This is a genomic window from Vreelandella maris (assembly GCF_013371085.1).
GTDB classification, from domain to species: domain Bacteria; phylum Pseudomonadota; class Gammaproteobacteria; order Pseudomonadales; family Halomonadaceae; genus Vreelandella; species Vreelandella maris.
Window position 1 is genome coordinate 125,160 of the sequence record NZ_JABWCV010000002.1, and the last position, 23,405, is coordinate 148,564.

Here is a 23,405-nt window from a genome sequence, read left to right on the forward strand (position 1 = left end):
CCGCAACCTAGGTGATGATCACTAACCTGCATCTGTTTAGTAAGCAAATCGTCTTAGCAAATCGCTTCAATGCCGATTTTACAACAAGCAGGCAGCTATCAACTGCGGTAAGATAGGCCAACCCGCGTTTGAAGTATCGTTTCTCTCAACACTGTTGGCCATAGCCGTGCACATAGGAAGGCTACCTTTCGGCCTAAGCGGTAAGAGAGCACGCTCGCTAGTCGCTCCGCATTGCGGACTGGTCGCGTTAGATCGTTGTAGGCCAAGCGTTGATACATATAGGAATCGCCACCCGAGGCGTGCACGCGGGCTGCAAGCGATGCCGTGTGCAGGGCAATCGCAATGCCATCACCAGCGAACGACGGGATAACCGCTGTTTGATCCCCCAGCGGGAACAGGCCAGGCTGTGAGTCACCGGGAGAGCGGAGATAACCATAAGGAACACCAGACACTGCCAAGGGCTCACGCCAGCACGGTGTTAAACTGGCGAGGCGCTGCTTCATGTGGGATGACGTATTACTCAACCATTCAAGCAAACCAGGCCAATGGCTGCCACACGCCTTGTAGACATCCTGCCTGACTAAAAAACTAAGATTAACACCGCCCTTCTCTATCGGCTCCAAACCGGCGTACCCCCCCTCAAATAAATGAACCTCAACCGTTTCCTGCCATGGGTTCTGCTGCATTGCACTGAGACTAAAGTGCATTTTAAAACCAATGAAATCAGGGTGGCGAGTGGCGCGCCCCCGGCGCTTCCAATCGCGCAGTTCATGCTTGCCAGTGGCGAGAAACACCGTTTTTGCTGAAATTGCTGCGCGGGCGCTAAGTCTGTTTCTGGTAAGTAGCCTCCACCCATCGTCAGTGCGCGTTAAATGTCTGACTGCTGTGCCACGTTCAACGGCTGCTCCCGCAGTTTTGGCCTGCTCAAGCAGTGCGTTATCCAATCGGTATCGGGATAAACTCCACGCGGTAAAAGGCAATTCGAAGCGAAGCTCACTCTCGCCGTTGTAAAACCGAGCGTAGCGAATGGGTTCGGCCCCTAATGCCGCTAAACCTATCCCTAATTTTTCAAGGTAGTGAGCGGCTTCAAAGCTAATGAACTCGCCGCACACTTTGTGGTGCGGGCCCGGTTTACGTTCCAATACGCGTGCCGGAATACTGTGCCTGGATAGCTCAATAGCCACCGCTGCACCCGCTGGGCCGCCGCCTATAATGACTCCTTCTTCATTCATTAGCAGTGAGCATCTTTATGGCAGGAAACACAGATACGAAACGGAAAAAACCACTTTACACGCACATGTTGATCGAGCCCCGCTTGGCTAATCAGGCGTTGCCAGTCAGCCACGGTAAAGGCACGCGCGACCGAGACGGCGGCGTCATGACGAATCAAACGGTTGCGGCTAAACAGGGCAGTCGCTGACTTAATAAAATAATAGGGAACAGGATGCCGATGTAGATCATTGATAAACCAGCCTTTGCGCGCACGATGGTTCATCCAGCGCATAAATTCAATAATCTGGTTATCGGTAAGATGGTGCGTAAATAACGACGATATAATCAGATCAATGGACTGGTCTGGCTCGAACTCAAACACATCCGCGGTTTGATAACGGATTGCTGTAGATGACGGCCATGATTCGGCAGATTTTTTAGCCCAGTGGTTTAGATCAACACCGACCATACGGCAGCCGTTTGCGGCCGCTGTTCGCTCAGGCCACTCCTTGGCGATCTGTCGCAACATGTCCCCACCGCCGCTGGCTACATCCAGTACCATGAGGCGTTCACTGCTTTCGACCCAAGGACGAAGCCATTGCAAGGTCGGACGATACGCTAACGTTAAATGATTGATACGCTCTAGGCCGATGAGGCAATCGTGGAATTCTTCGAAGGAGATATCTTCTTCATCCATAAGCTCCTTCTCATCGCTGCGCTGACTGAAATCCGGCATGACTGCCTTATCCCTTAAGGTCAAAAAGTATGCTTTCGACCGTTAGTCCAGGACCAAAGGCCATGGCGAGGCCTGGGCCCGGCTTCTTAGGGTTGTTCATCATTGCCTGAAGCACAAACATGATAGTGGCCGACGACATGTTGCCAAACTTTCTAAGCACCTCACGCGATTCCGTCAAGTGATGCTCCTCAAGCTCCGCCCCTGCTTTTACAGCATCTAATACCGTGCGCCCACCGGGGTGAATTGCCCAGTGCGCGATATCACTGCGTTGATAACCATCCAGCAGCTTAGTCATCATCAGCGGTAAGTGGCTGGCAATAATGCCAGGTACTTTCCCTGACAACTGCATATCGAAGCCTTGATTGCCAATACGCCAGGTAATTAATGCTTCCGTTTCCGGTAGTACATCCGCGTTGAAACGCTGTATTTCGAGACCAGCTGGCTCCGCCGTCACGATGCTTGCAGCACAACCATCGGAAAAAATGGCGAACGACAAAATCTCTTCGAGCGTGCCCGTGGGTTTAAGATGCAGAGTGCAGAGTTCAAGGTTGAGTACCAACACTTTTGCGTCTGGCTCCGAGCGCACAATGTGTCGAGCTAACTTAAGCGCATTAATCGCAGCATAACAGCCCATGAAGCCGACATTAGTGCGTTCGATATTCGCTGGTAACCCATAATGATGAATCAATTGATGATCCAACCCCGGCGCATAAAAGCCAGTGCAAGTAGTGGTCACCAAATGGGTGGTGTCAGAGAGATCAAGTTGATCCAGTGCGCGCTTCGCCAAGATGAAAGCAAAGCGTTCATAAAACTGCATGCGCCCCTGAGTGTCAGGAAATGCTTCATTTTTATAGAAGCCTTCTACGTCCAAATTATCTTCATCTAAATGGGGTTCCAGGAACGAGTATCGATGCTCTATCTGCGCCCTTTCTGCCATCCGCTGAAACACTTTTACCGAACGCTTATCCGGCAGCAGGCGCGGGCAGTATTCGATAAATTTGTTATGTATATCAAAGTCTGGAACAGCAGTGGCAATGCGATTGATAAATACTGAAGTCATTTCACCGCTCCTTGATTACCTCAGGCTTATCCGCTGTGTCAGTGATTTAGAATGACCTGTTCAGTTCGATCCAGGCCATTTGTGTTCTTGCACATCAGCCCAAGTCTTGCTGGGGAATGTTAGGGACGCTACTAACCAAGGCAGCCCTACATCCCTGAAAGTGTGAAATCACTGCCTAGTATTTTCCAAGGTAGACAATACAGATACCTTTGCAAGAAAATGCCACCTGGCCAAGCACCTTGTTTAACTGAAACGTTTAGCTGCCCCCTCTTATACTGGCTAAATGAACAAAGCGGCATCACAATAGCTATATAATATTAACTAAAATCAAAAACCTTACTCCATTCTTTTGGATTTCTTACGTACATAAAGGCGAGATAAAAAATACGCAACATTTTCCTGCGAAATTCAAAAGAGAATTATATTCACCCTATTAGCAAATTGACAAAATAGAAGTAGGAATAAAGAGCTAAATCAATCTTGTGCTGTTTCTGGCACTAAATGCAGATAAAGAGGATCGAACTCCCCCGCTTCCTTTAGTTTTTGCCAATCAGGTACGGTTATCTGGTTTTTATTATTACTAATTAACCCATCAGTACGAAGCGCCTGGAGTACTCTATTCATGTGAATATGCGTCATACCTGTCGCATCCGCTAACTCGGCCTGGGTTACAGGCATATCAAAGGTGGATTCTGTCGCCAAACCCACCGCTTCAAGACGTACTAACAGTTCGCAGATAAGGTGGGCAATTCGGTTATAGGCAGGCCGCTGTCCGTTATTCAAAAGCCACTCTCGTGTGATGGAAGCGCTCATCAATGTCTCACGCCAAAGAGCGACAGAAAGGCGCGGGTGGAGCTCACAGAGGTTACGTAAATCGTCGTGCTCAATAAAGCCAAGTATACAGGGGGTGATTGAGGCAATATTTATATCCAGAAAAGGCAAATGTAAGCTTTGCAGATCAGGAATGTCGCCGGGTATATACAGGGATATTATTTGACGTTTGCCTTCAGAAGTTAGCTTATAGGCGCATGCAAATCCGTCAATAACAAGACAACATTGCGTAGGCTGATCGCCAGCTTTCATTATATCTTGATCTGAATGAAGAGTTATCGTCTTTATTGACAAATCTTTTATTGCTTGTTTCTCTTTATCCTTAAGAAGCAAAACGTTTTCCAACTTGCGGATAATAAGCAGGTTAGGCGTAAGGAGCAGGGTTTCCATAGGGGTCTCCATAATTTGCAGATATGAAGCCGGATGCAACATTTTGACTGCTCGTCAATAGACGATGAAAAATAGTTCTCATCATGCGCTTCGTAGGTACAAATTGATAGCGACAATATTAACTGGCTTACCTAAGTACGCCTTGCCAACATGAGTATTGCGTTAAGCCAGCCCTGAGGCTGGCAATCCTGGCTAGCTTACAGCTTCGTCTGAGAAAAGCCTAGCTCCAAAGCAAATGACGCTGCTTTACTCTTCTCGGAAGGCCCTGCTGAACTGATCGGTAATAGGCTTAACAAAGTACGTCAGTGCGGTGCGCTCTTCGGTCGTGATAAAGACTTCGACTGGCATACCAGGCAGCAGCGTGGTAACCCCCAGCTTCTCAAGTTCTTCTGCAGAAACGTCAACATCGCCCAGGTAGTAGATCTCGCCAGTCACGTCATCGCGTGACGTCGCTGGAGAAACATAGACGATCTCGCCTTTGAGCTCCGGCGTCGTTCTCTGGTTGAAGGCAGTGAAACGGAGCCTGACCGGCTGGCCGACCCACACTTGGTCGATAGTTATCGGCGCCAGTTTCACCTCGACCTTCAATTTGGCGTCTTCGGGAACGATGGTGGCAAGCTCTTCGGCTGGCGTGATCACGCCTCCTACCGTGTGGATGTTCAGCTCATTGACGGTTCCAGAAATCGGCGCACGAATGTCCGTTCGCGCCAGCCGATCCTCGATGGCGATGTGCCTGTCACGCAGCTCCGAAAACTCCGCCTCTACAGCACTTAATTCCCGCTGCGCCTCGGTACGGGCGTTCTCGTCGACCGCAATAATCTGGAGGCGAATTTCACTCATGCGGGTTCTCGCTCTGGCGATGGATGCGTGAATCTCGCCGCGCTCACCCGAAATGCGTGCTCTGTCACGCGCCATCGGAACAAGGAGTGTGCGTGCGATCATCCCTCTCTCAGCGAGGCCTCTGCTCGACTCGTATTCGGACGCGACGAGACGGAACTCCTCGTCTTTCGATTGCTGCTGAGCTTCCAGCCCCTTTATCTCCTCCTCGATCTGCGCGATGCTGAGCTCAAGCTGCTGCTTTTTACTTTGGCGACTGATGCGATTACCGTCGAAGAGGCGTGTTTCGCCGAGAAAGACATCCGGCGCCTCGTCTGCGTCCAAATCGGATGGGAACTCGATGGCCGCAAGCCCGTCCCGCTCTGCCAGAAGGCGCGCTCTCCTGATCGCCAATTCCATGAGTTTGGAACGCACGATCGAAAGCTCCGCCTTCGTCTGTGTGTCTTGGAGCCGGATCAGTACCTCTCCAGCATTGACGAAGTCCCCCTCCCTGATGCCTATCTCGCTGACGATGCCGCCGTCACGGTGCTGTATCGACTTAAGGTTCTGATCCACCGTCACAGACCCCTGCGCGATGACAGCCCCACTTAGTTGAGCGCTCGCGGCCCAGCCACCGGCGCCCAACAGCAGAAACAGGGCAAGCGCCGTGCCCACAAAAATACGCGGACCGAGCCGAAAAGCATTTTCTGGATTCGGTAAGCGCTTGGCTTTTTCCTCTAAAAGAGGCGCGCCGGAAGGATCATATGTGCTCATTGTGTGCTCCTAAGATAGCCACTCGTGACCATCGTCACGCTCTGTTGACCACGACAGCTTGTGCCTTCCGTGCAGTGTGACGGTCGCCGCCCACATCTCATCGTCCTCGAAGTCGGTTTCGATCACGGTCCACTCGCTTCCATCGTCCCGATCGTGCCGATAGCGTATAGGTGAATCGTCATCGTCGTTATCGCGGTAGATATGTTCGAAACGATCTTCCGGCTCGTCGTCGACCTTCCAGAAAATCTCGTATTCAGAGATTCGGATACGGTCTCCAACCCCAAAATCCATAATCACGTGCGAAGCGGCATTCGGTTGAACCCCACCGGCGCTGGCGAACGCAAAGACGTCATCACCCGTGCCACCTGTGAGCGCGACCGCTTCACTGCCGACAATGAACTGGTCGGCTTCTCGGCCACCAAGCACTTTCTCGAAACCAGTGATGGCGTCATGGCCGATTTCCACGCCGCTGGCGACGCCGTTCACAAGATCGACCACGAGACTTTCCGTCGCGTGGCTGTAGTCGAGGGTGTCCGAATTCTCGCCGCCGTCGTACACGTCATCGTCAGCATCAAGCGACGCCACCACCCGATCGCTGCCCATGCCGCCGAACACCTTGTCGCGACCCGCACCATCGATAAGTACGTCGTCACCCTCGCCCCCTAGCAGCAAATCATCGCCGTCTCCACCGCTCAGGTGATCCTCACCGGCGTTGCCGAAGATCACGTCATCGCCATCATCGCCGAATAGCCTGTCGTCGCCTGCGCCACCGAAAAGGTGGTCGTTCCCCGCGCCGCCAAAAATAATGTCATTGCCATCGCCGCCGAACACCACGTCATCACCGTCTCCCGCAACGATGTGGTCGTCGCCCGCTCCTCCATTAATGACGTCGTTGCCAGCCCGTCCATCAATGTTGTCATCGCCACCTGCGCCGTCGATATCATCGGCACACAGGCTGCCGAGAAGCATGTCGTTTGCCGCGCTTCCTGCGATAACAGGTGGCTCAACAACAGAAAAGTGGGCGACGGCATCGGTCGTAAGGTCGCCGTCGGTGATCTGATAAGTAAGGGTCACGGGCCCCGGTTGCCCGCTTTCGCTCTGGAACACCCAACCGCCTTCCGTTTGCGTCAGCATGCCGGAGGATACCGTCACATTTTGTACCGATAGGGCGTCGCCATCCGGGTCCTCTGCCTTGCTCAGCAGATCACTGAGAGCGATGACGAGTGCCGCGCAAGGTGCCACATCCAGCAGATAAACGGGGCCTGACACACGCGGAGCACGGTTGCCGCCAGGTGGCGCCTCGGCATCGTCGTCCTCCCCTTCGGGGTCGAGTGGGTCGCTATCCGTAAAATCCTCGCTATCCGCAGAACCATCGCCATCCGTGGGGTCATTGCCTTCGGCGGGCGGGTTGTCGTTCCGGGGTGAAGAAGAACGATGACCGGCGGGATTAGCACTGTTGATAGACAGTGTGCCTGGGCTGCCGCCCATTCGATCCATCCTGTCAGCGGCTGCATTGCCGCTTGCCGTTCTGACTGCGGGTGCGCCTTCGCTTTCGCCCTGATAGCGTAGGGGCGATGACCCTGGAGCATCGGCGACTGGCGGCCTTGCGGAACCGGAAGGTTCGGGATCGGGCACATCAGGCGATGTTTGTGGGGAGGCAATGCCGTCAACCATGCCCTCTTGGCTTTCGGCCTCCGCCGCACTGGCGGCTGGCTCTTCCGGCTGCGCTTGGGGTTCACTCTCCCGGCCCCAGGAGAAGATCGAACCTAGATAAGCAGCGATCCCCATGAGTAGACCACCGACCATTAGCGGCGTCCGAGAGACCTCGTCCCCGCTTTTTAGAACGTAGCGCTGAGAGGTGTCAGTTTCGGGTAAGGCGTTCTTGGTACCTTTGACGTTAATCATGATCCGACGGACGCCTCCTTCATCGGCGGCTTGGTAGAATGCACCGCTCGCACGTTGGACTTGCCGATGACTTCGTCCTTCGGTCCGAAGGCAGCCAACCGGCCGTTCTGAATAACCGCCACGAGATCGACGGCAGCCAGAGCGCTTGGGCGATGGGCGGCCACAACGGCGACGCCGCCACGCTGCTTCACGCCTTGAATGGCCGCTGTCAGCGCTGCTTCGCCTTCGGCGTCGAGGTTAGAGTTGGGCTCGTCCAGGACGACAATGAAAGGATTACCGAACAGTGCGCGGGCGAGTCCGATCCGCTGCCGTTGGCCGCCGGACAGGGAGGTACCCAGCGAGCCGAGCTGCGTTCGATAGCCGTTGGGCAAACGCACGATCATCTCGTGGACACTTGCGGCCATCGCTGCCTCCACCACCGCATGGGAATCCGGTGTTTCCTGAAACCGCGAAATGTTCTCTTCGATCGTGCCATTAAGCAGCGCGACCTCCTGCGGCAGATAGCCGATGAACTGACCGAGCGCCTCGTCTTGCCATTGCGATAGTTCCGCGTCATCGAGCCGCACGCTCCCACGCAGCACGGGCCAGATGCCTGTCAACGCGCGCAGCAACGTGGTCTTGCCGCCACCGCTAGGGCCGATGATCCCAATTGCTTGGCCAGCCTTGAGTTCGAAGCTCAGCTCGCTGAGCAGCACTTGTCCGGAATCGGGGGCTGCGACGGTGATGTTCTCGACCTTGAGGGATGAACTCGGGCTGGGCAGCTCCATCGGCTCGTCAGTCTCCGCCAGCGCCATGACGGTTTCCTTCAGCCGTGCGAACGCGGTTCTTGCAGCGACGACGTTCTTCCAGTTGCCGATGGCAAGATCGATGGGGGCAAGCGCCCGCGCGGATGCAACGGAAGCGGCGATGATCGCGCCAGCGCTAAGCTCTCCCTGAATAGTGAGCAGCGCTCCGAGGCCAAGAACGGCCGACTGCAGGACCATCCGCAGCACCCGTGAAACCGCTCCGAAGGTGCCGCTGACATCGTTGGTTCGCGTCTGCAACTCAAGATGATCGTCGTTCGCCCGATTGAAGCGCGCCACCGCGCGACCGGCAAAGCCCATCGCCTTGAGGATCTCCGCATTGCGCGCATTGGAGTCGGCGATGGTGTTGCGGGTGACGGCAGCCTGCTGCATGGCGCTGCTCAGCTTGGACGTCTTCAGCTCCGTGATAATCGCGAGCATGGCCAGGATGAATCCGCCGAGAAAAACCAGCGCACCAAGGTAGGGGTGCAGGATGTAGACAAACAACAGGAAAAGTGGCATCCAGGGAAGGTCCAGCAGCGCCACAGGGCCCTGGCTTCCCAGAAAGCCGCGCACCGTATCCACGTCGCGGCCACGCTCCAGTGATTCAGCGGTCGAAAACCCGAAGCGCGGCATGTCGATAGCGACCCGATGGGCCAGCGGCGCGACCCTTCTGTCGAGGCGCGCGCCGACGCGAACAAGAATTTGGGAACGGATGGTGTCGAACATCCCCTGAAAGCAATACAGACCGAGCGCCAGCACGGAGATGGCGACCAGCGTCGAAATGCTCCCGCTGGTCAGCGCTCGGTCATAAATTTGTAGCATGTAGAAGGCACCAGTCAGGGCGAGGATGTTGATGATCCCTGACATGCCAAACAGGAAGAAAAAGATTCCTCGGAAACCTTTGGTCAGCTGTTCTGCGCTCTTGCGCTTAGCCGACGTACTGGCGTCTTTTTTGCGCATGTGAACTCCCCTTGCACCCTATGTTGAACGGGCGTTCCCTGCGGGCGGGTACGCCCGCAGGGTGCGTTATTGTTATCGCTGTCGTTCGTTATAGGTTGAAGTCGCTCACTCCCAGCTCATGCCGACCCTTGATACTGATGGAGAAATCGGCATCGTCGTCTCCGTTCGTGTTGCCCTGAACAACGGTATAGTCCTCGCCGTCGCGCGTTTGATGGCTGAACATGAGCTGACCGGCGCCGGTGAAAGCCTCCGTCACTAACGTGAAGCTCTGGTTCCCCGTTGCACAGCCATTCCCGTCCACACCGCTGAGATCGATACGGTCGCCCGGCTGAAATCCCATGATGGTATCGCCGTCCGCATCCGCTGCGGAGAGGAAGCGGAACGTGTCGTCGCCCGCCCCGCCGTCCATCACGTTGGCCGCGCGGCTCGCCGTGATCGTATCGTCTCCCGATCCCGTGACGATGTTCTCGACACCCCACAGCCCATCATGGCCAGACTCGGCGCCTGAGACGCTGCCACGTCCCATGAAACCGGTGCCAAGATCTGCCGTGATCGCTGACATAATGGCTGACATGTCCAGCGTGTCGCTGTCGCTGGCACTGCCGCCCACCATGTCGTCACCGTAGTAGGTGTCATTACCGTCATCGGCTTCGGCCACGAACATATCGTCGCCATCGCCGCCGAAGACCGTGTCATCGCCATCCCCGGCATTGATGAAGTCGTTGCCCTCCTCGCCAAGAATGCGGTCGTCGCCGTCATCGCCATAGAGCATATCCGCGCCGTCGCCGCCGAGGATGTCGTCGTCGCCGCCATGACCAAAGACGACGTCTCGACCGCCCAAGCCCATGATGGTCTCGCTCTCCGCCGTTCCGACCAGCGCATCAGCGCCTTCGCTGCCAGCCATGGCCGCAGCCGGGATCACTTGCGTTCCGTCTTCCTCCTCGTACTCTTCTTCGTCTTCCTCGTATTCCTCCTCGTATTGTTCTTCGTCTTCCTCGTCCTCCGATTCATCGTCGGTTTCGGTCTCGTCTTCGTCTTCCGGCTGTTCCGACTCGGGCTCGACCTCGAAGCGGACGGAGTTCTCGCCGTCGCCTACCAGAGCCTCGCCCGCTTCGTTGGCCTCGACGGGGTGGTCAGCGAGCATCGTGCCATCGGCAAGTTCGACGACATCCTGCTCCCTGAGTGCGCCCACCACCGTGTCGTTGCCGCCCATGGTTTTGAAAACCACCCGATGCGCGGAACTCAGTGCCGAGATGTCTAAGACATCGTCGTCCTCCGCACCCATTACGTGGATGGTACTCATCGCCAGGCTGGTTCCGGTGAAGTCGCCAGCAATCGTAAATGTATCGCCGCCTCCCTGGCCGTCGATGACGATTTCCTCGATGTTGGCGAGCTCCGCCATCACCACGCCGTTACGGACGATGACGATCTCCGTTCCCGCGTCGAGGTCGGCAAAGCCTTGGGCCAGGGCATTGGTCCGGTCGAGAATCGCGAAGGATTCAGCTTCACCGGCGCTGCCGAGGATTTCTGCGGTATCGACTTGGTTGCCGCCATCAAGGATGTCGCGCCCGCCATCAGCCTCGGTGATCAGCAGGTCATCGCCAGCGCTGCCGAATAGGATGTCATCGCCCGCGCCTCCGTTCAGAACGTCATTGCCACCGCCACCGTTGAGGTCGTCATTACCGGCGCCACCTTCGAGAGTGTCGTCATTGGCATGGCCTGCGATGACATCATTGCCGTCTCCGCCCTCAAGGGCATCATCACCAAGCCCACCGCGAAGGTCGTCCGCACCGGCGCCGCCCAGCAGAGTATCGTCGCCATCCCCGCCGTTGAGGAAGTCATCTCCATCACCGCCATCGAGAGTGTCGTTGCCGTCCGCACCAATCAGGCGATCATTGCCTGCACCGCCGTAGACAAGGTCGTCGCCGCCGCCTGCGAGCAGGTTGTCGTTACCGGCAAGGCCGATCAGGATATCGGCCGCCTCAGTGCCCTCGAGGCGCGTTGCACCAACGTCGTTGCCATTGGTTCCGGTAATAACCTGCAGGTCGCTATCCCCGAAGGACAGCACTTCGATATTGCTGACGAGGTCGGTGCCATCGGAGAGACGGTTCTGCCCGCTTACTGGGTCCACCGCAGCATCGTCCACATCGACATGTGCTACGGTGAGCCGACCGGTGTCTTCATCCACCGCAATCTCATAGGCGGCGCGATCGCCCCAGTAGACGGCCGTATCGATACCGGATTCGTCCTCAAGGATCTCGCGAACCATCTGCAATTGCCCCGGGTTGATCCGGCCTTCGACCATCCACGCCGACAGCGGACGGGTAACCTCCGCGCCATCGATAGTGAGAGTCACCGGCCCGTCCATGCTATCGACCGTCGCGATCTCATCGCCGGTGCCATCGCGGTTCGTCATGATGGCGATGCGCACGTTGAGCCACGCGTCGCCGTCGATAACATCGTCGCCGCCACGGCCTTCGATCGTATCGCTGCCGCCACCGCCCAGCAGGATGTTGCCGCCGGTGAACACCGACTTCTCAGTCCCGGAACCATCAGCCCAGTATTGCGCGTTGCGCATCATGTCCGGGGTGATCAGTTGGTCGAGACCATCGATCCGGTCAATACCTGCCTGGTCGAGCTCGTTATAGATGAAGTTGCCCTCAGGCGTCGGGTCGGCAACGATCGGCGTGGCGCCCTCTTCCTCGTTGCTCCGGTTGTCGCCGCGCAGGATGTCGTCCTGCACCCAGCCAGACAGGGCCTCCACTTGGCTGAAGCGGTCCCGCAGCACTTCCAGCGGCAGCGTGGTGAATACCTCCACGTTCATATCGGCGTCGGCCGCCACGTTTTGGCCTTTGTGGATGACCCAGTCGTGCCCCCACATGCCGATGTTCTTTTGAATACCCTCTCCCGCCACCATAATGTCGTCGCCTGAGTCGGCGTCGTAGTCGGTGTCACCATTCCCGCCGTTGAGGATGTCGTGGCCAATCACCGTGGAGTTGAAGAAGAGTTCGCCGTTGTCGCCAGCGATATACTCGAAGCGACTCTTACCCTCGACCCAGTCGTGGCCCTCGTTGCCGAAGAGTACGTCAGGGCCGTCGCCACCGAGGAGGAAGTCATCACCCATGCCAGCGCGGATCTCGGATCCGTCTGGGCCGGTGATCAGGAAGTCCTTGCCACGGCCACCGAAGATCAGCGCCGCGCCGCTGCCGCCATGGATGACGTCGTTGCCCTCGTCTCCCTTGAGCATGTCGACTTCGCCGATATCGGTCCCGGAGTTGGTGATGATGTCGTCACCCTCTCCGCCGTTGATCTTGTCGACGCCATACCCGGCTTCAATCCGGTCGTCACCCGCGTCACCCCAAACGGTGTCGTCGCCACCGCCAGCGACGATGCGGTCGTTGCCGTCCGTACCCTGGATGACGACGTGGTCATCGCCGTTATAGCGCAAGTAGGCACCGTCACCTTGCGCGTCGGGCGCCCCGCGCTCGACTAGCTGAGAAGCGGATTGGAGGAAAGGATCCTCGTGTTGGGGATCGTCCACCCCGGTCATCTGCATCTGCTTGGCGTAATCGACATAGAGGATGTGATCCGGTGTCGAGAAGATATCACCCGGGATCGCAAAGCCAGTTTCTCCAAGGTCGGTATTTGCCAAAGCCATCTTGGCGAGGGAGTTGTTCTCCAGCTCCGTTAGCAGGTTCAGCCCCTGGGTCCGCGACAGGTAGTAGAACCGGTCGGCGTCCTGCAGGTTCTCGAGCTGCATTTCGAAGACGAAGGCAAAGGTGGAGCCGAGCATGCCGCCGAAGGGCATCTTCTTCTCGGCGAGACCGCCCATCCACAGGTCGATGTCGTTCACGCCTGTCTGCTCGGCTGGCGCATTGAGCCAGTCGAGGCGTGCCTCCCGATCAGCTGCGCTCTCGTTCGGGGCACCGAGAACGAGATCGGTGGCCGCCGCACGCTTGCCAGCGATGGTGTCTTCGGAAGTGACCGACGCGTGCGTGCCGTAGGCCGCGATGAAGTTGATGACCGAGGCGGGGTTCTTCATGTTCTCGGCGAAATCGGCCCAGCTGGTGTATGGCCTAAGCTGCGTGTCGCCATCCGCCATTTCCATAAACTGCGCCCGGGCCTCGTTGAGGGTGGGCATGCCGGTGTCCCGCCCGCGCGCGATGTTGATCGCGGGAAGATCGAGCGGAATGCCGAGGAGCTGGTTGCGCAGCGTGTTGGTGACGAACTCGTCGATCTCGTTGCCGACCTGGGCCGTCATACCGCGCAGGATCGCGCCCGCCGCCTCGTCATGGCTTATGGTGTCCGAGCCTAGAGCCAATGGATTCAAGAAGGCGTCGAACAGATCCATGTCGTCGCGACTGCCATCCGCATTGATGCGGTCAACCGTCTCGTTGAGCATCGAGTGCCCGAACCGGTAGACCACGTGCGCGAACTCGGAAAAGATAACCGGGTTCAGCTCGGCGTCGGGCTGCACCATGAAGACATCAATATCCGGCTGGATCTTCCGCGCGAATTCTTCGAAGACCAGGTGCTGGTACTCCATTTCGGTCGTGAAGCGCGCTGCCTGGAAAATTCTCTCGCCGTCCCACGATAGCCCCTCAATTTCAGCCGCGCTGGGCCAAGAGGTAAGGTCGGGGCCAGCCAGCCACTGGTTCAGGAAGTCGAGATCTCCACTCTCAAGCACCACTTCCTTCACCTGCTCCGCAATGCGATTGTGCTCGGAGTGGAAGATGTGGTGGATCGAGGTCAGGCCGATGTTCTCGTTGCCACGGCCGTCGCCTGTAATGTAGTGCGCGTCCAGCAGCTCGTTATCATAGGCAGTTTGAGCGCCGCGGGGGCCGAACTCGCCGCTGTAGCCGGGCTCGGAATCGTCGTCCGCTTGCAGTTCGCCGTTAGCAAGTACGGGCACCGCCTCACGGTTGATGTCGTCAAGGAAAGCCACGCCGGCGCGCCCTGCCCCGACTTCTGAGGGGTCGATCGGGTTGGCTAGGTTCCCCTCGGTTAAGATGGGGTTGCCGGCGCCGTCAAAGCCGGTGATCAGTTGGGAAAGCCCGTTCTCGCCACGCAGAAACTCGCCGTAGGGATCCACCGCGACTAGTGGCACGGCGCCCACATCCTTGTCGGTCAGCTCGATACCTAGCAGCGTGCGCGCCTGTGCCTTAATGTCAGCCCAGGTTGGCAGGCCGCGCTCACCGTCGAGCAGGTTACCGGTCGCCACAGGGCGGCCATCGACCATCGCGTACTCGCGTAGGAAAACTTGGTGCGACGGATGCGAGGTGTAGGTCTGGTTCTGATCCACCCACGGCGTGGTGACATTGCCTGCCGCATCATCGGTGGTGGCACGCGTCAATACCATGAAGTTAGTATGGGGGCTCGCAGGGTTGTACAGCGGGTCGTCCGGCGACAGTGGCATGTAGACAGTACCGTTGCCCCCTTTCGCGACCAGATCAAGCCCGTGGTCGAAGAACTGGCCAAACAGCGTGAAGACCGAGTTGTAGGAGGCCGATAATCCCTCGTCCGGAGACACGTTCGGCAACATGACGCTGACACCATCCATCTCAATCCCGTATGAGATGAGCAGCGTGTCGAGCTCCTCCTTCTGCGCCGCATAGATAGACGTCTCCTCAAGACCGGCATCGCTCAGTGCCTGCACGAGGATGTGCTGCTCGCGGATCTCGCTCAGGGCGTCAAGCATCGGCTGGCCGTTCAAACCCGCATGCTGGAGCGCAGTCGCGATCACCGCCGGATTGTCGAGGGTCTGATCGACGATCAGGTTAGAGATAAGGCGCGGCTCGGCATCGACCACGTCACCATTTTCGCCATAGTCATTGTTGGTTGGGTAGCCGGGAAATGGAAAGGCACCACTTCCTTCCCTGAACGACCCCTCGGTAATCGGACCGAAAATCTCTCCCGCAGACCCCCACTGCTCACGGCCAATCCCAAAGTTGTTGTAACTGCCATCGACCGTTCGCAGACCCGAAGGCAGAAGCGGGCTATCGATGAGCTCCGAAAGGGGCGTTCCCGCGGAATGCGCTTCCGCGATCTTGATCTGGTCCAGAATGAATTGCAGATCATGTTGGTTCAGTTTAACGGCCATGTTCCCTCCCAGGCCCCACAGGGCTCTGATACTTATTTTTTAAACTGTCGTCACACCTCGACGGACACCTCAGCTAAGGCAACTTTCCCATACCCTATGCTTACACAAGGTTACATTGAGAAATACTTTCTTACCTCCTCAAAATCACCATTAGTTAGCTTTGAGAAAGTTGATCAATAAGGATGAATTTACTCATCTGAAAAGAGGTAGATGTAGCAGTGAGGAAAAGCACTAAAGTCATCAGAAATTGAGGCTTTAGCTTGGCCAGAAAACCCTAATTGGTAATGATGCCTATGCCGCATTTGACGATGGGTAGCTCATTACAACGACTGTTAGATGTTGAACGGTATCTTCTTGAACCTTTGCTTTAGCGATAATTGGCGGGATCTTGCAGAGTGTTAAGGTAATTGGAGGGAGGGCGATGACTGCTCTAGGTCATGGCAAGATGACGGCACGAATGACAACTTGTTACCGGTCGAGTATGAACGGCGTTATTTTAAGGCTCGACGGGCGTTTAGAGTAGCAGGGAGATTAATTTGCCTGGGCGCTCTGGCATAACCACTCCATGGATACAGCACGCTGGCACGAAAAAGTACGAGGCGGCCATTGCTCTCAAGCGCTATGCTTTTGGATATAAAGTCAGAATATTAAGCCCAACACGGCTGAGGGGAAAGTGATGTCAAGATCGATAGCAGTAAAGAATGCCGATGGGGTCGATAATTATGTAATTGCCAAAGTCAGACCAGTGCACCACCGGCATTTGTCTGGAAAGGAAGTCGATCTTGCCAGAACTGTTAGCTTTTATCTTTCTACTGGGCAAGTGCTAAACCATGTATCAGCAGAGCGCTTCGAAAACCCTATGACAGAAGAATCCTACTGCGTAGTGAATGATGAGGACATAGAGTGGCTGCTCAGTTTGCAGCCGATAGACTCTGGTACAAATGGATTGTAAGTGCCCCAAACAAAACCCTTGGGACGAAGCGAATAATGCTTATGCGATCTATGCTAGATCATTCCTTGACATTGAGGATGAATAGCCCCAGTGGGGCCAATGGTTGCCGTGACATGGGCGAGGACCCTCGAAGTGCAAAAATGAGCGAAGCACCGGCCGAACGACCGGTGCTTATGCGGATTAAAAAATCGCCGCGTCTATACGCCCGTTTTCAACTTTGGCAAAGCAAACTCACTCCGCTATCAAGACGTCACCTCGGCCATCGCCTCGGGGCGGCTCAGACGACAAGCCGCGTACTTGAATTCAGGTATCTTGCCGAAAGGATCGAGAGCCGGATTGGTCAACAGGTTCGCCGCCGCCTCCGCATAACAGAACGGCACAAAGACCATGCCTTCCGGCATCTGCGGATCGACACGTGCCATCAGCGTTATCTCCCCTCGCCGGGTGGTAATCGTCAACTGCTCACCCGGCGCCAGGCCCAGGCGTGCCAACTCACTCGGCGCAACGCTAGCCACCGCGTCGGGTTCGAGATCGTCAAGTACCTTGGTGCGTCGGGTCATTGAGCCGGTATGCCAATGCTCGAGCTGACGTCCCGTCGTCAGTACCGTCGGATAGGCATCGTCAATAGGTTCATCGGGCGGCAGCGGTCGGGTGGGTGAGAACTTGGCGCGGCCACTAGGGGTGGGGAAAGCATCACTGAAGACCACATCGGCGCCCGGTGCATCGTCCGCAGGGCAAGGATAGGTGACCGTTTGCTCTCGCTCGAGGCGCTCCCAACTAATATGATCGAGCGACGGCATGCCCTTGGTCATCTCGTCGAACACATCGCGTGGGTGCTGATAATTCCAGGGCAAGCCAAAACGCTGAGCCAGCTGTTGAATGATCCACCAATCAGGCTTGGCCTGCCCAGGTAAGGGCATGGCGGCACGACCCATTTGTACTTGGCGGTTGGTGTTGGTCACAGTGCCGTCCTTTTCCGGCCAAGCTGAAGCCGGCAGGATTACGTCGGCGTATTGTGCCGTCTCGGTGACAAACAGGTCTTGCACCACAAGATGTTCAAGTTTGGCCAGGGCGGCACGGGCATGATCGAGATCGGGATCGGACATTGCCGGGTTTTCACCCAGAATATACATGCCACGGATGGTGCCTGCGGTGATGGCATCTATTATTTCGACCACGGTCAAACCGGGCTTGGCTTCCAGGGTCGTATTCCAGAGTTCCTCAAAAGCACTGCGCACCTGTGCATCCGAAACGGGCTGGTAATCGGGTAGTACCATCGGGATCAGGCCTGCATCGGAGGCGCCCTGTACGTTGTTTTGCCCACGCAACGGATGCAGCCCCGTGCCAGGCCGCCCCGTCTGGCCGCACGCCAAAGCCAGTGAGATCAGACAGCGAGCATTATCGGTGCCATGGATGTGCTGAGAAATGCCCATACCCCAGAAGATCATCGCCTTGTCGGCGTTGGCGTAAAGCCTCGCCACTTCACGTATGTCTTCGGCGGAGATACCGCAAAGGTACGACATGGCTTCCGGCGTCATGTCGATGACGTGAGTTTTTAGCGCCTCGAAACCCTCGGTGTGCTTGGCGATATATGCCTCATCGTAAAGCCCTTCCGTGACGATGATGTTGAGCATGGCATTGAGCAGCGCCACGTCGCTGCCCGGTGTGAAGCGCAGCGTCTTGTGCGCATAGGCCTCCAGTGCCTGACCACGTGGATCAATGATAATGATCTTGGTGCCCTTCTTGGCCGCCTGTTTAAAAAAGGTTGCCGCGACGGGATGGTTTATCGTGGGGTTGCAGCCGGTAAGAATCACCACATCGGATTCCAGCGCCTGCATGAATGAAGCCGTCACAACACCGGAGCCAATACACTCCATCAGCGCAGCGACCGAACTGGCATGACACAAACGTGTGCAATGATCCACATTATTGGAGCCGAAGCCGACGCGTACCAGCTTCTGAAATAGCCATGCCTCTTCATTGGAGCACTTAGCGCTGCCGAAACCAGCCAATGCATCAGGGCCATGGTCATTCTTCAGGCCGACCAAGCCCCGCGCGGCCATATCCAGCGCCTCCTCCCAGCTTGCCTCGCGAAAATGCGTAGTGGGGTTGGCCGGATCGAACTCGGGGTCGAGCCTCTTGGCCACGCCCTCGCGACGAATCAATGGGGTGGTCAGGCGTGACGGATGGCGTGGATAATCGAAGCCAAAGCGCCCTTTCACACACAACCGGTTATGATTCGACGGCCCGTCCCTGCCTTCGACGAACAGAATTTCTTGATCCTTGAGGTGGTAGGTCAGCTGGCAGCCGACGCCGCAATACGGGCATACCGAATCAACCGTATGATCGGCTATTTTCGAATTACCACGGCCCTGCTCATCAATCAGGGTCGCTGGCATCAGTGCGCCGGTGGGGCAGGCTTGAACGCATTCGCCACAGGCGACACAGGTACTCTCACCCATCGGATCGTCAAAATCGAAGACGATCTTTGATGAGGCGCCACGATGAGCCAGGCCGATGACATCATTGACCTGAACTTCACGACAGGCCCGCACACATAGGTTGCACTCGATACAGGCATCGAGATTGACGTTCATCGCGCTGTGCGAGGCGTCATGATTTGACAGCTGGCGCTTAGCTTTATGTGCCTCGACGGGATTACGGGCCGGAAGCCACGCCTTGACTGCAGTGGCATCGATGGCCAACTGATCGGCCATGGCCCAGAAATGACTGGCACAGTCGGGGCTCGCCTCACGCTCGGGTTGATCGGCGATCAGCAGCTCCATCACGCCCTCGCGGGAAATTCGCGAGCGCTCCGAGGTGGCACTCTTGACTACCATGCCGGGCTTGGCTTCGCGCAGGCAACTTGCGGCCAAGACGCGTTCGCCTTCGATCTCGACCATACAGGCGCGGCAATTACCATCGGCGCGGTAGCCGTAAGCATCCTTGAAGCATAAATGGGGGATTGTCTCTCCTGCACGCTTGGCGACTTGCCACAGTGTCTCGCCGGGAAAGGCCATGACGCTATGGCCGTCGAGGGTCAGCTCGAATGGCTCGGGCATACCTGATGTCGGCGAGGCAGGGAATACTGCGGTATTCATATCACTGCTCCTTAGCCTCTGTCAGCCCCGAACGATCACGTTCTGAGCAGCCAGCGGCTCGCGGAAGTCTTTCAAGAGCCCCAACACCGGGTTGGGTGCGGCTTGACCCAAACCACAAATCGAGGCATCCATCATCACCTGCGACAGGCGCGTAAGCTCAGCCACGTTCCAGGTGTTGCGCTTGAGCAATGCCAGCATTTTTTCGGTACCAACCCGGCACGGCGTGCACTGTCCACATGATTCATCGGCAAAGAAAGCCAACAGGTTGGTGGCCACCGCCCGGAGATCATCCTGGTCGGACACCACCATCACCGCGGCGGAACCAATAAAGCAGTCATGCGCCTGGAGGGTATCAAAATCCAGAGGAATATCAGCTTTGCTCGCCGGCAGAATACCGCCCGAGGCGCCGCCAGGCAGATAGGCGACTAAAGTGTGACCTTCCTGCATACCGCCGCAATACTCATCGATCAGTTCATTCAGCGTAATACCCGCCGGTGCCAAGTGCACGCCGGGTTTATTGATGCGTCCCGATACCGAGAAGCTGCGCAAGCCACTGCGACCATGACGACCGTGACCGGCGAACCATTCGGCACCGCGTTTCCAGATCAGCGGGATCCAGTAAACGGTCTCGACATTGTTGACCAGGGTTGGCCGATCGAATAGCCCCACCTGGGCCACATAAGGAGGACGATGACGTGGCTTGCCGGGTTTGCCCTCCAGTGACTCGATCAGCGCCGATTCTTCGCCGCAGATATAGGCTCCCGCGCCACGGCGCGTCACAATATAGCCGGGCTCGACCAGCCCCGCTGCTTCCAGCTCGGCGATCGCCTCATGCAGGACGCGATGCAAACCGGGATACTCATCCCGCAGGTAGATATACAGGGCCGTAGCGTCTATTGCCCATGCGCTAACCAACGCGCCTTCGAGAAAACGATGCGGGGCACGCTCCAGGTAGTAACGGTCCTTGAAAGTTCCTGGTTCGCCCTCATCGGCATTGATGACACAATAGCGAGGCCCCGGTTCAGCACGTACAAAGCCCCATTTACGGTAAGTCGGGAAGCCCGCGCCCCCTAACCCGCGTAAACCCGATGCCTCCAGCATCGTCATCAACGCATCGACGCTCACCTTCCCCTTCTGACAATCGCCAAGCAGTTGGTAACCGTCTTTGTCGAGATAGTCGTCGAGCTTCTGCCAGTCAATAGCCTCAGGATGATAATGGCCTGTATCCAGCACCGCGTTGACCGCATTGCGCGTCGCATAGCGAAGATGGCGATGGCCAACTTCGACTATTGGTGCGGTGTCGCAACGGCCCATGCAAGGCGCACGAATCACTCGCACCTGACTTGGATCGACGCTGGCTTGCAACTCAGCTTGCAGCGTATCGGCTCCTGCCAGTTGACAGGATAATGAATCGCAGACGCGGATAGTGGTGGGTGGAGGGGGCGCCTGATCGTCATGCACGACATCGAAATGTGCATAAAAGGTAGCCGTTTCATATACCGCCGCCATGGGCAGGTTCATGAACGTTGCCAAGGCACGCAGGTGGCGCAATGTCACGTGCCCGTATGCATCCTGTAGGGTGTGCAGATTTTCGATCAACAGATCGCGGCGGCGAAGAGAACTGTCTTCATCCGTGCCCAGCAGGGATTCGACCTCAGCCAACGCAGCGGGGTCGAGGTCTCGACCACGAGGCTTGCCGCGAGGCCCCCGCCTGCCCGACGTAGCACGCTGTGTCTTATCGATTTTACTCACCATCCGGAATTTCTCTCGCTCACTTAAAAGTTCTTGGCGCTCAAGCAATTGGCGCCGTAATAGAGAGTTATCCTATACGGCGCCAAGTGTTCAGATCATGATTACGGCTAAAAAGACATGCCGAAGACGATTACAGCACGCCTTTTGCCTTTGCCGTATGCGTCGCAATAGCATCCATCAGAGGCGGAGAAAGACAGTCATAAGGCTCCAGCCCAAGTTCCTTCAAGCGTGAGCGAACAGCGCCCATCTGTTCCGGGTCTGCTCCCGATTCGATAATTGACGAAGTAAAGGCAGCAAACTCGGGGGCGGTCCATCCTTGCTCACTGGATAGCTCGGTATGGATGAAATCCAAGCCATAAAAGGGATGCGATGTATCCTCAATACGCCCGAACATGTGCACACCGCAATTCTGACAGGCATGACGTTGGATGGTAGCGGAAGAGTCGACGACCTTCAGCTTGTCCTCATTCGCCGTGACACTCACTGCATCCCTCGGGACCACGGCCACTTGGGAGAAAAGCGCGCCTGATGGCTTCCAGCATTTGGTGCAACCACACACATGGTTGTGCATGCATTGCGCCTTGACGGTTACCTCGACCTGGTTGGAAGAGCAATGGCAATACAACTTGCCACCGCTAAACTGGTCACTGCCCGCCTTCACGCCATTATCGACCGAAGGGTGGATATTGATTCCGCTCATTTGCTGCTCTCCTTTCTCACCAATGTGTTTGTCGTTATTGTCGGCAGGCGCTGGGGCATTCTCCCCTCGCAAACTGGTCAGAATTTTTGTTAGCCACGACATACTTCACCTCATCTCAACGATGCCCCTTCAATAGTGCAGGACGGTACGAATGCTCTTGCCTTCATGGAGCAGATCGAACGCCTCGTTGATCTGTTCAAACGGCATGTTATGGGTGATGAACTCGTCAATCTTCAATTCACCTTTCATGTAGCGATCAACATAGTCAGGGAGCTGGCTACGCCCTTTAACACCACCAAAGGCCGAACCCTTCCAGACTCGCCCGGTGACCAGCTGGAATGGCCGTGTAGATATCTCTTCGCCTGCCCCGGCAACCCCGATGATGATCGATTCGCCCCAGCCCTTGTGGCAACATTCCAGCGCCGAGCGCATCACGTTGACGTTGCCGATACATTCGAAGGAGTAGTCGACGCCGCCATCGGTCAGGTCGACAATCACCTGCTGGATGGGGTCGCTGTAGTCCTTGGGGTTGACGAACTCGGTGGCTCCGAACTGGCGTGCCAGCTCAAATTTGTCAGGGTTGACGTCGATGGCGATGATCCGCGAGGCCTTGGCCATCTGGGCGCCCTGAATGACCGCCAGGCCAATGGCGCCGAGACCAAATACCGCTACCGTGGCGCCGGGCTCGACCTTGGCGGTATTGAGAACCGCGCCAATGCCGGTGGTCACGCCGCAGCCGAGCAGGCAGATCTTGTCCAGCGGAGCCTGCTTGGATACCTTGGCCAGGGAGACCTCGGGCAGTACGGTATATTCGGAGAAGGTTGAGCAGCCCATGTAGTGGTAGAGCTTACGGCCATCCAGCGAGAAGCGTGTCGTGCCGTCGGGCATCAAGCCCTTGCCCTGGGTAGCACGCACTGCGCCGCATAGGTTGGTCTTTCCGGAAAGGCAGAACTTGCACTTGCCACATTCGGCAGTATAAAGCGGAATGACATGATCACCGGGCTGCAGGCTGGTTACGCCTTCGCCAACCTCCTGTACCACGCCCGCGCCCTCATGGCCGAGCACTGAGGGAAACAGGCCCTCCGGATCGGCTCCCGAAAGCGTAAAGGCATCGGTATGGCAGACACTGGTCGCGGCAATACGCACCAGCACCTCTCCCGTCCTGGGCCCTTCGACATCGATTTCGACAAGTTCCAACGGCTTGCCGGCTTTCCAGGCGATGGCGGCACGTGACTTCATAAACTTTACCCTTTTATTATTGTAATACTGGTGTTTTAACAGCGTTCACTGTCATTGATGGTGCCGAACTCACGAGCGCGGCAGTTCAAAGT

The 23,405-nt window shown here is 56.7% G+C and carries 12 protein-coding genes; all 12 read right to left on the bottom strand.

From position 1 onward, the window contains the following. Window positions 1-98: 98 nt before the first annotated feature. Window positions 99-1,232 (bottom strand): NAD(P)/FAD-dependent oxidoreductase, encoded by a 1,134-nt coding sequence (locus tag HUO07_RS02010; protein WP_176302163.1) that lies wholly within the window; start codon window positions 1,230-1,232, stop codon window positions 99-101. Continuing rightward, complete coding sequence (locus HUO07_RS02015; protein WP_176302164.1) at window positions 1,232-1,948, bottom strand: methyltransferase domain-containing protein; 717 nt, start codon at window positions 1,946-1,948, stop codon at window positions 1,232-1,234. The genes HUO07_RS02010 and HUO07_RS02015 overlap by 1 nt, the downstream gene beginning before the upstream one ends. Before the next feature lie 7 nt (window positions 1,949-1,955). Beyond that, window positions 1,956-3,008, bottom strand: coding sequence for a type III polyketide synthase (locus HUO07_RS02020; protein WP_176302165.1), 1,053 nt, complete (start codon window positions 3,006-3,008; stop codon window positions 1,956-1,958). Between the two features lie 474 nt (window positions 3,009-3,482). Beyond that, window positions 3,483-4,229 (bottom strand): Crp/Fnr family transcriptional regulator, encoded by a 747-nt coding sequence (locus HUO07_RS02025; protein WP_176302166.1) that lies wholly within the window; start codon window positions 4,227-4,229, stop codon window positions 3,483-3,485. 246 nt (window positions 4,230-4,475) lie between these two features. Then, window positions 4,476-5,819, bottom strand: coding sequence for an HlyD family type I secretion periplasmic adaptor subunit (locus HUO07_RS02030; RefSeq protein ID WP_176302167.1), 1,344 nt, complete (start codon window positions 5,817-5,819; stop codon window positions 4,476-4,478). A gap of 9 nt (window positions 5,820-5,828) precedes the next feature. Next, window positions 5,829-7,724, bottom strand: coding sequence for a cadherin-like domain-containing protein (locus HUO07_RS02035; protein WP_176302168.1), 1,896 nt, complete (start codon window positions 7,722-7,724; stop codon window positions 5,829-5,831). After that, window positions 7,721-9,469 (bottom strand): type I secretion system permease/ATPase, encoded by a 1,749-nt coding sequence (locus tag HUO07_RS02040; RefSeq protein WP_176302169.1) that lies wholly within the window; start codon window positions 9,467-9,469, stop codon window positions 7,721-7,723. Before HUO07_RS02040 ends, HUO07_RS02035 begins: the two co-directional genes overlap by 4 nt. Window positions 9,470-9,557: 88 nt before the next feature. Continuing rightward, a complete protein-coding gene (locus HUO07_RS02045; protein WP_176302170.1) occupies window positions 9,558-15,569 on the bottom strand; it encodes a peroxidase family protein in 6,012 nt (2,003 codons plus the stop codon). Window positions 15,570-16,763: 1,194 nt separating this feature from the next. Further along, on the bottom strand, window positions 16,764-19,622 hold the full coding sequence (gene fdhF / locus HUO07_RS02050) for a formate dehydrogenase subunit alpha (protein ID WP_246286408.1): 2,859 nt from the start codon (window positions 19,620-19,622) through the stop codon (window positions 16,764-16,766). A 21-nt stretch (window positions 19,623-19,643) separates the two neighbouring features. Then, the gene (locus HUO07_RS02055) at window positions 19,644-21,377 is read right to left on the bottom strand and encodes an NADH-ubiquinone oxidoreductase-F iron-sulfur binding region domain-containing protein (protein ID WP_176302171.1); all 1,734 of its coding nucleotides are present in this window, start codon (window positions 21,375-21,377) and stop codon (window positions 19,644-19,646) included. Window positions 21,378-21,504: 127 nt separating this feature from the next. Continuing rightward, entirely contained in the window at window positions 21,505-22,176 is a 672-nt protein-coding gene (gfa, locus tag HUO07_RS02060; RefSeq protein ID WP_246286410.1) for an S-(hydroxymethyl)glutathione synthase, read from the bottom strand. Window positions 22,177-22,203: 27 nt separating this feature from the next. Next, on the bottom strand, window positions 22,204-23,313 hold the full coding sequence (locus tag HUO07_RS02065; RefSeq protein WP_176302172.1) for an S-(hydroxymethyl)glutathione dehydrogenase/class III alcohol dehydrogenase: 1,110 nt from the start codon (window positions 23,311-23,313) through the stop codon (window positions 22,204-22,206). Window positions 23,314-23,405: the final 92 nt, after the last annotated feature.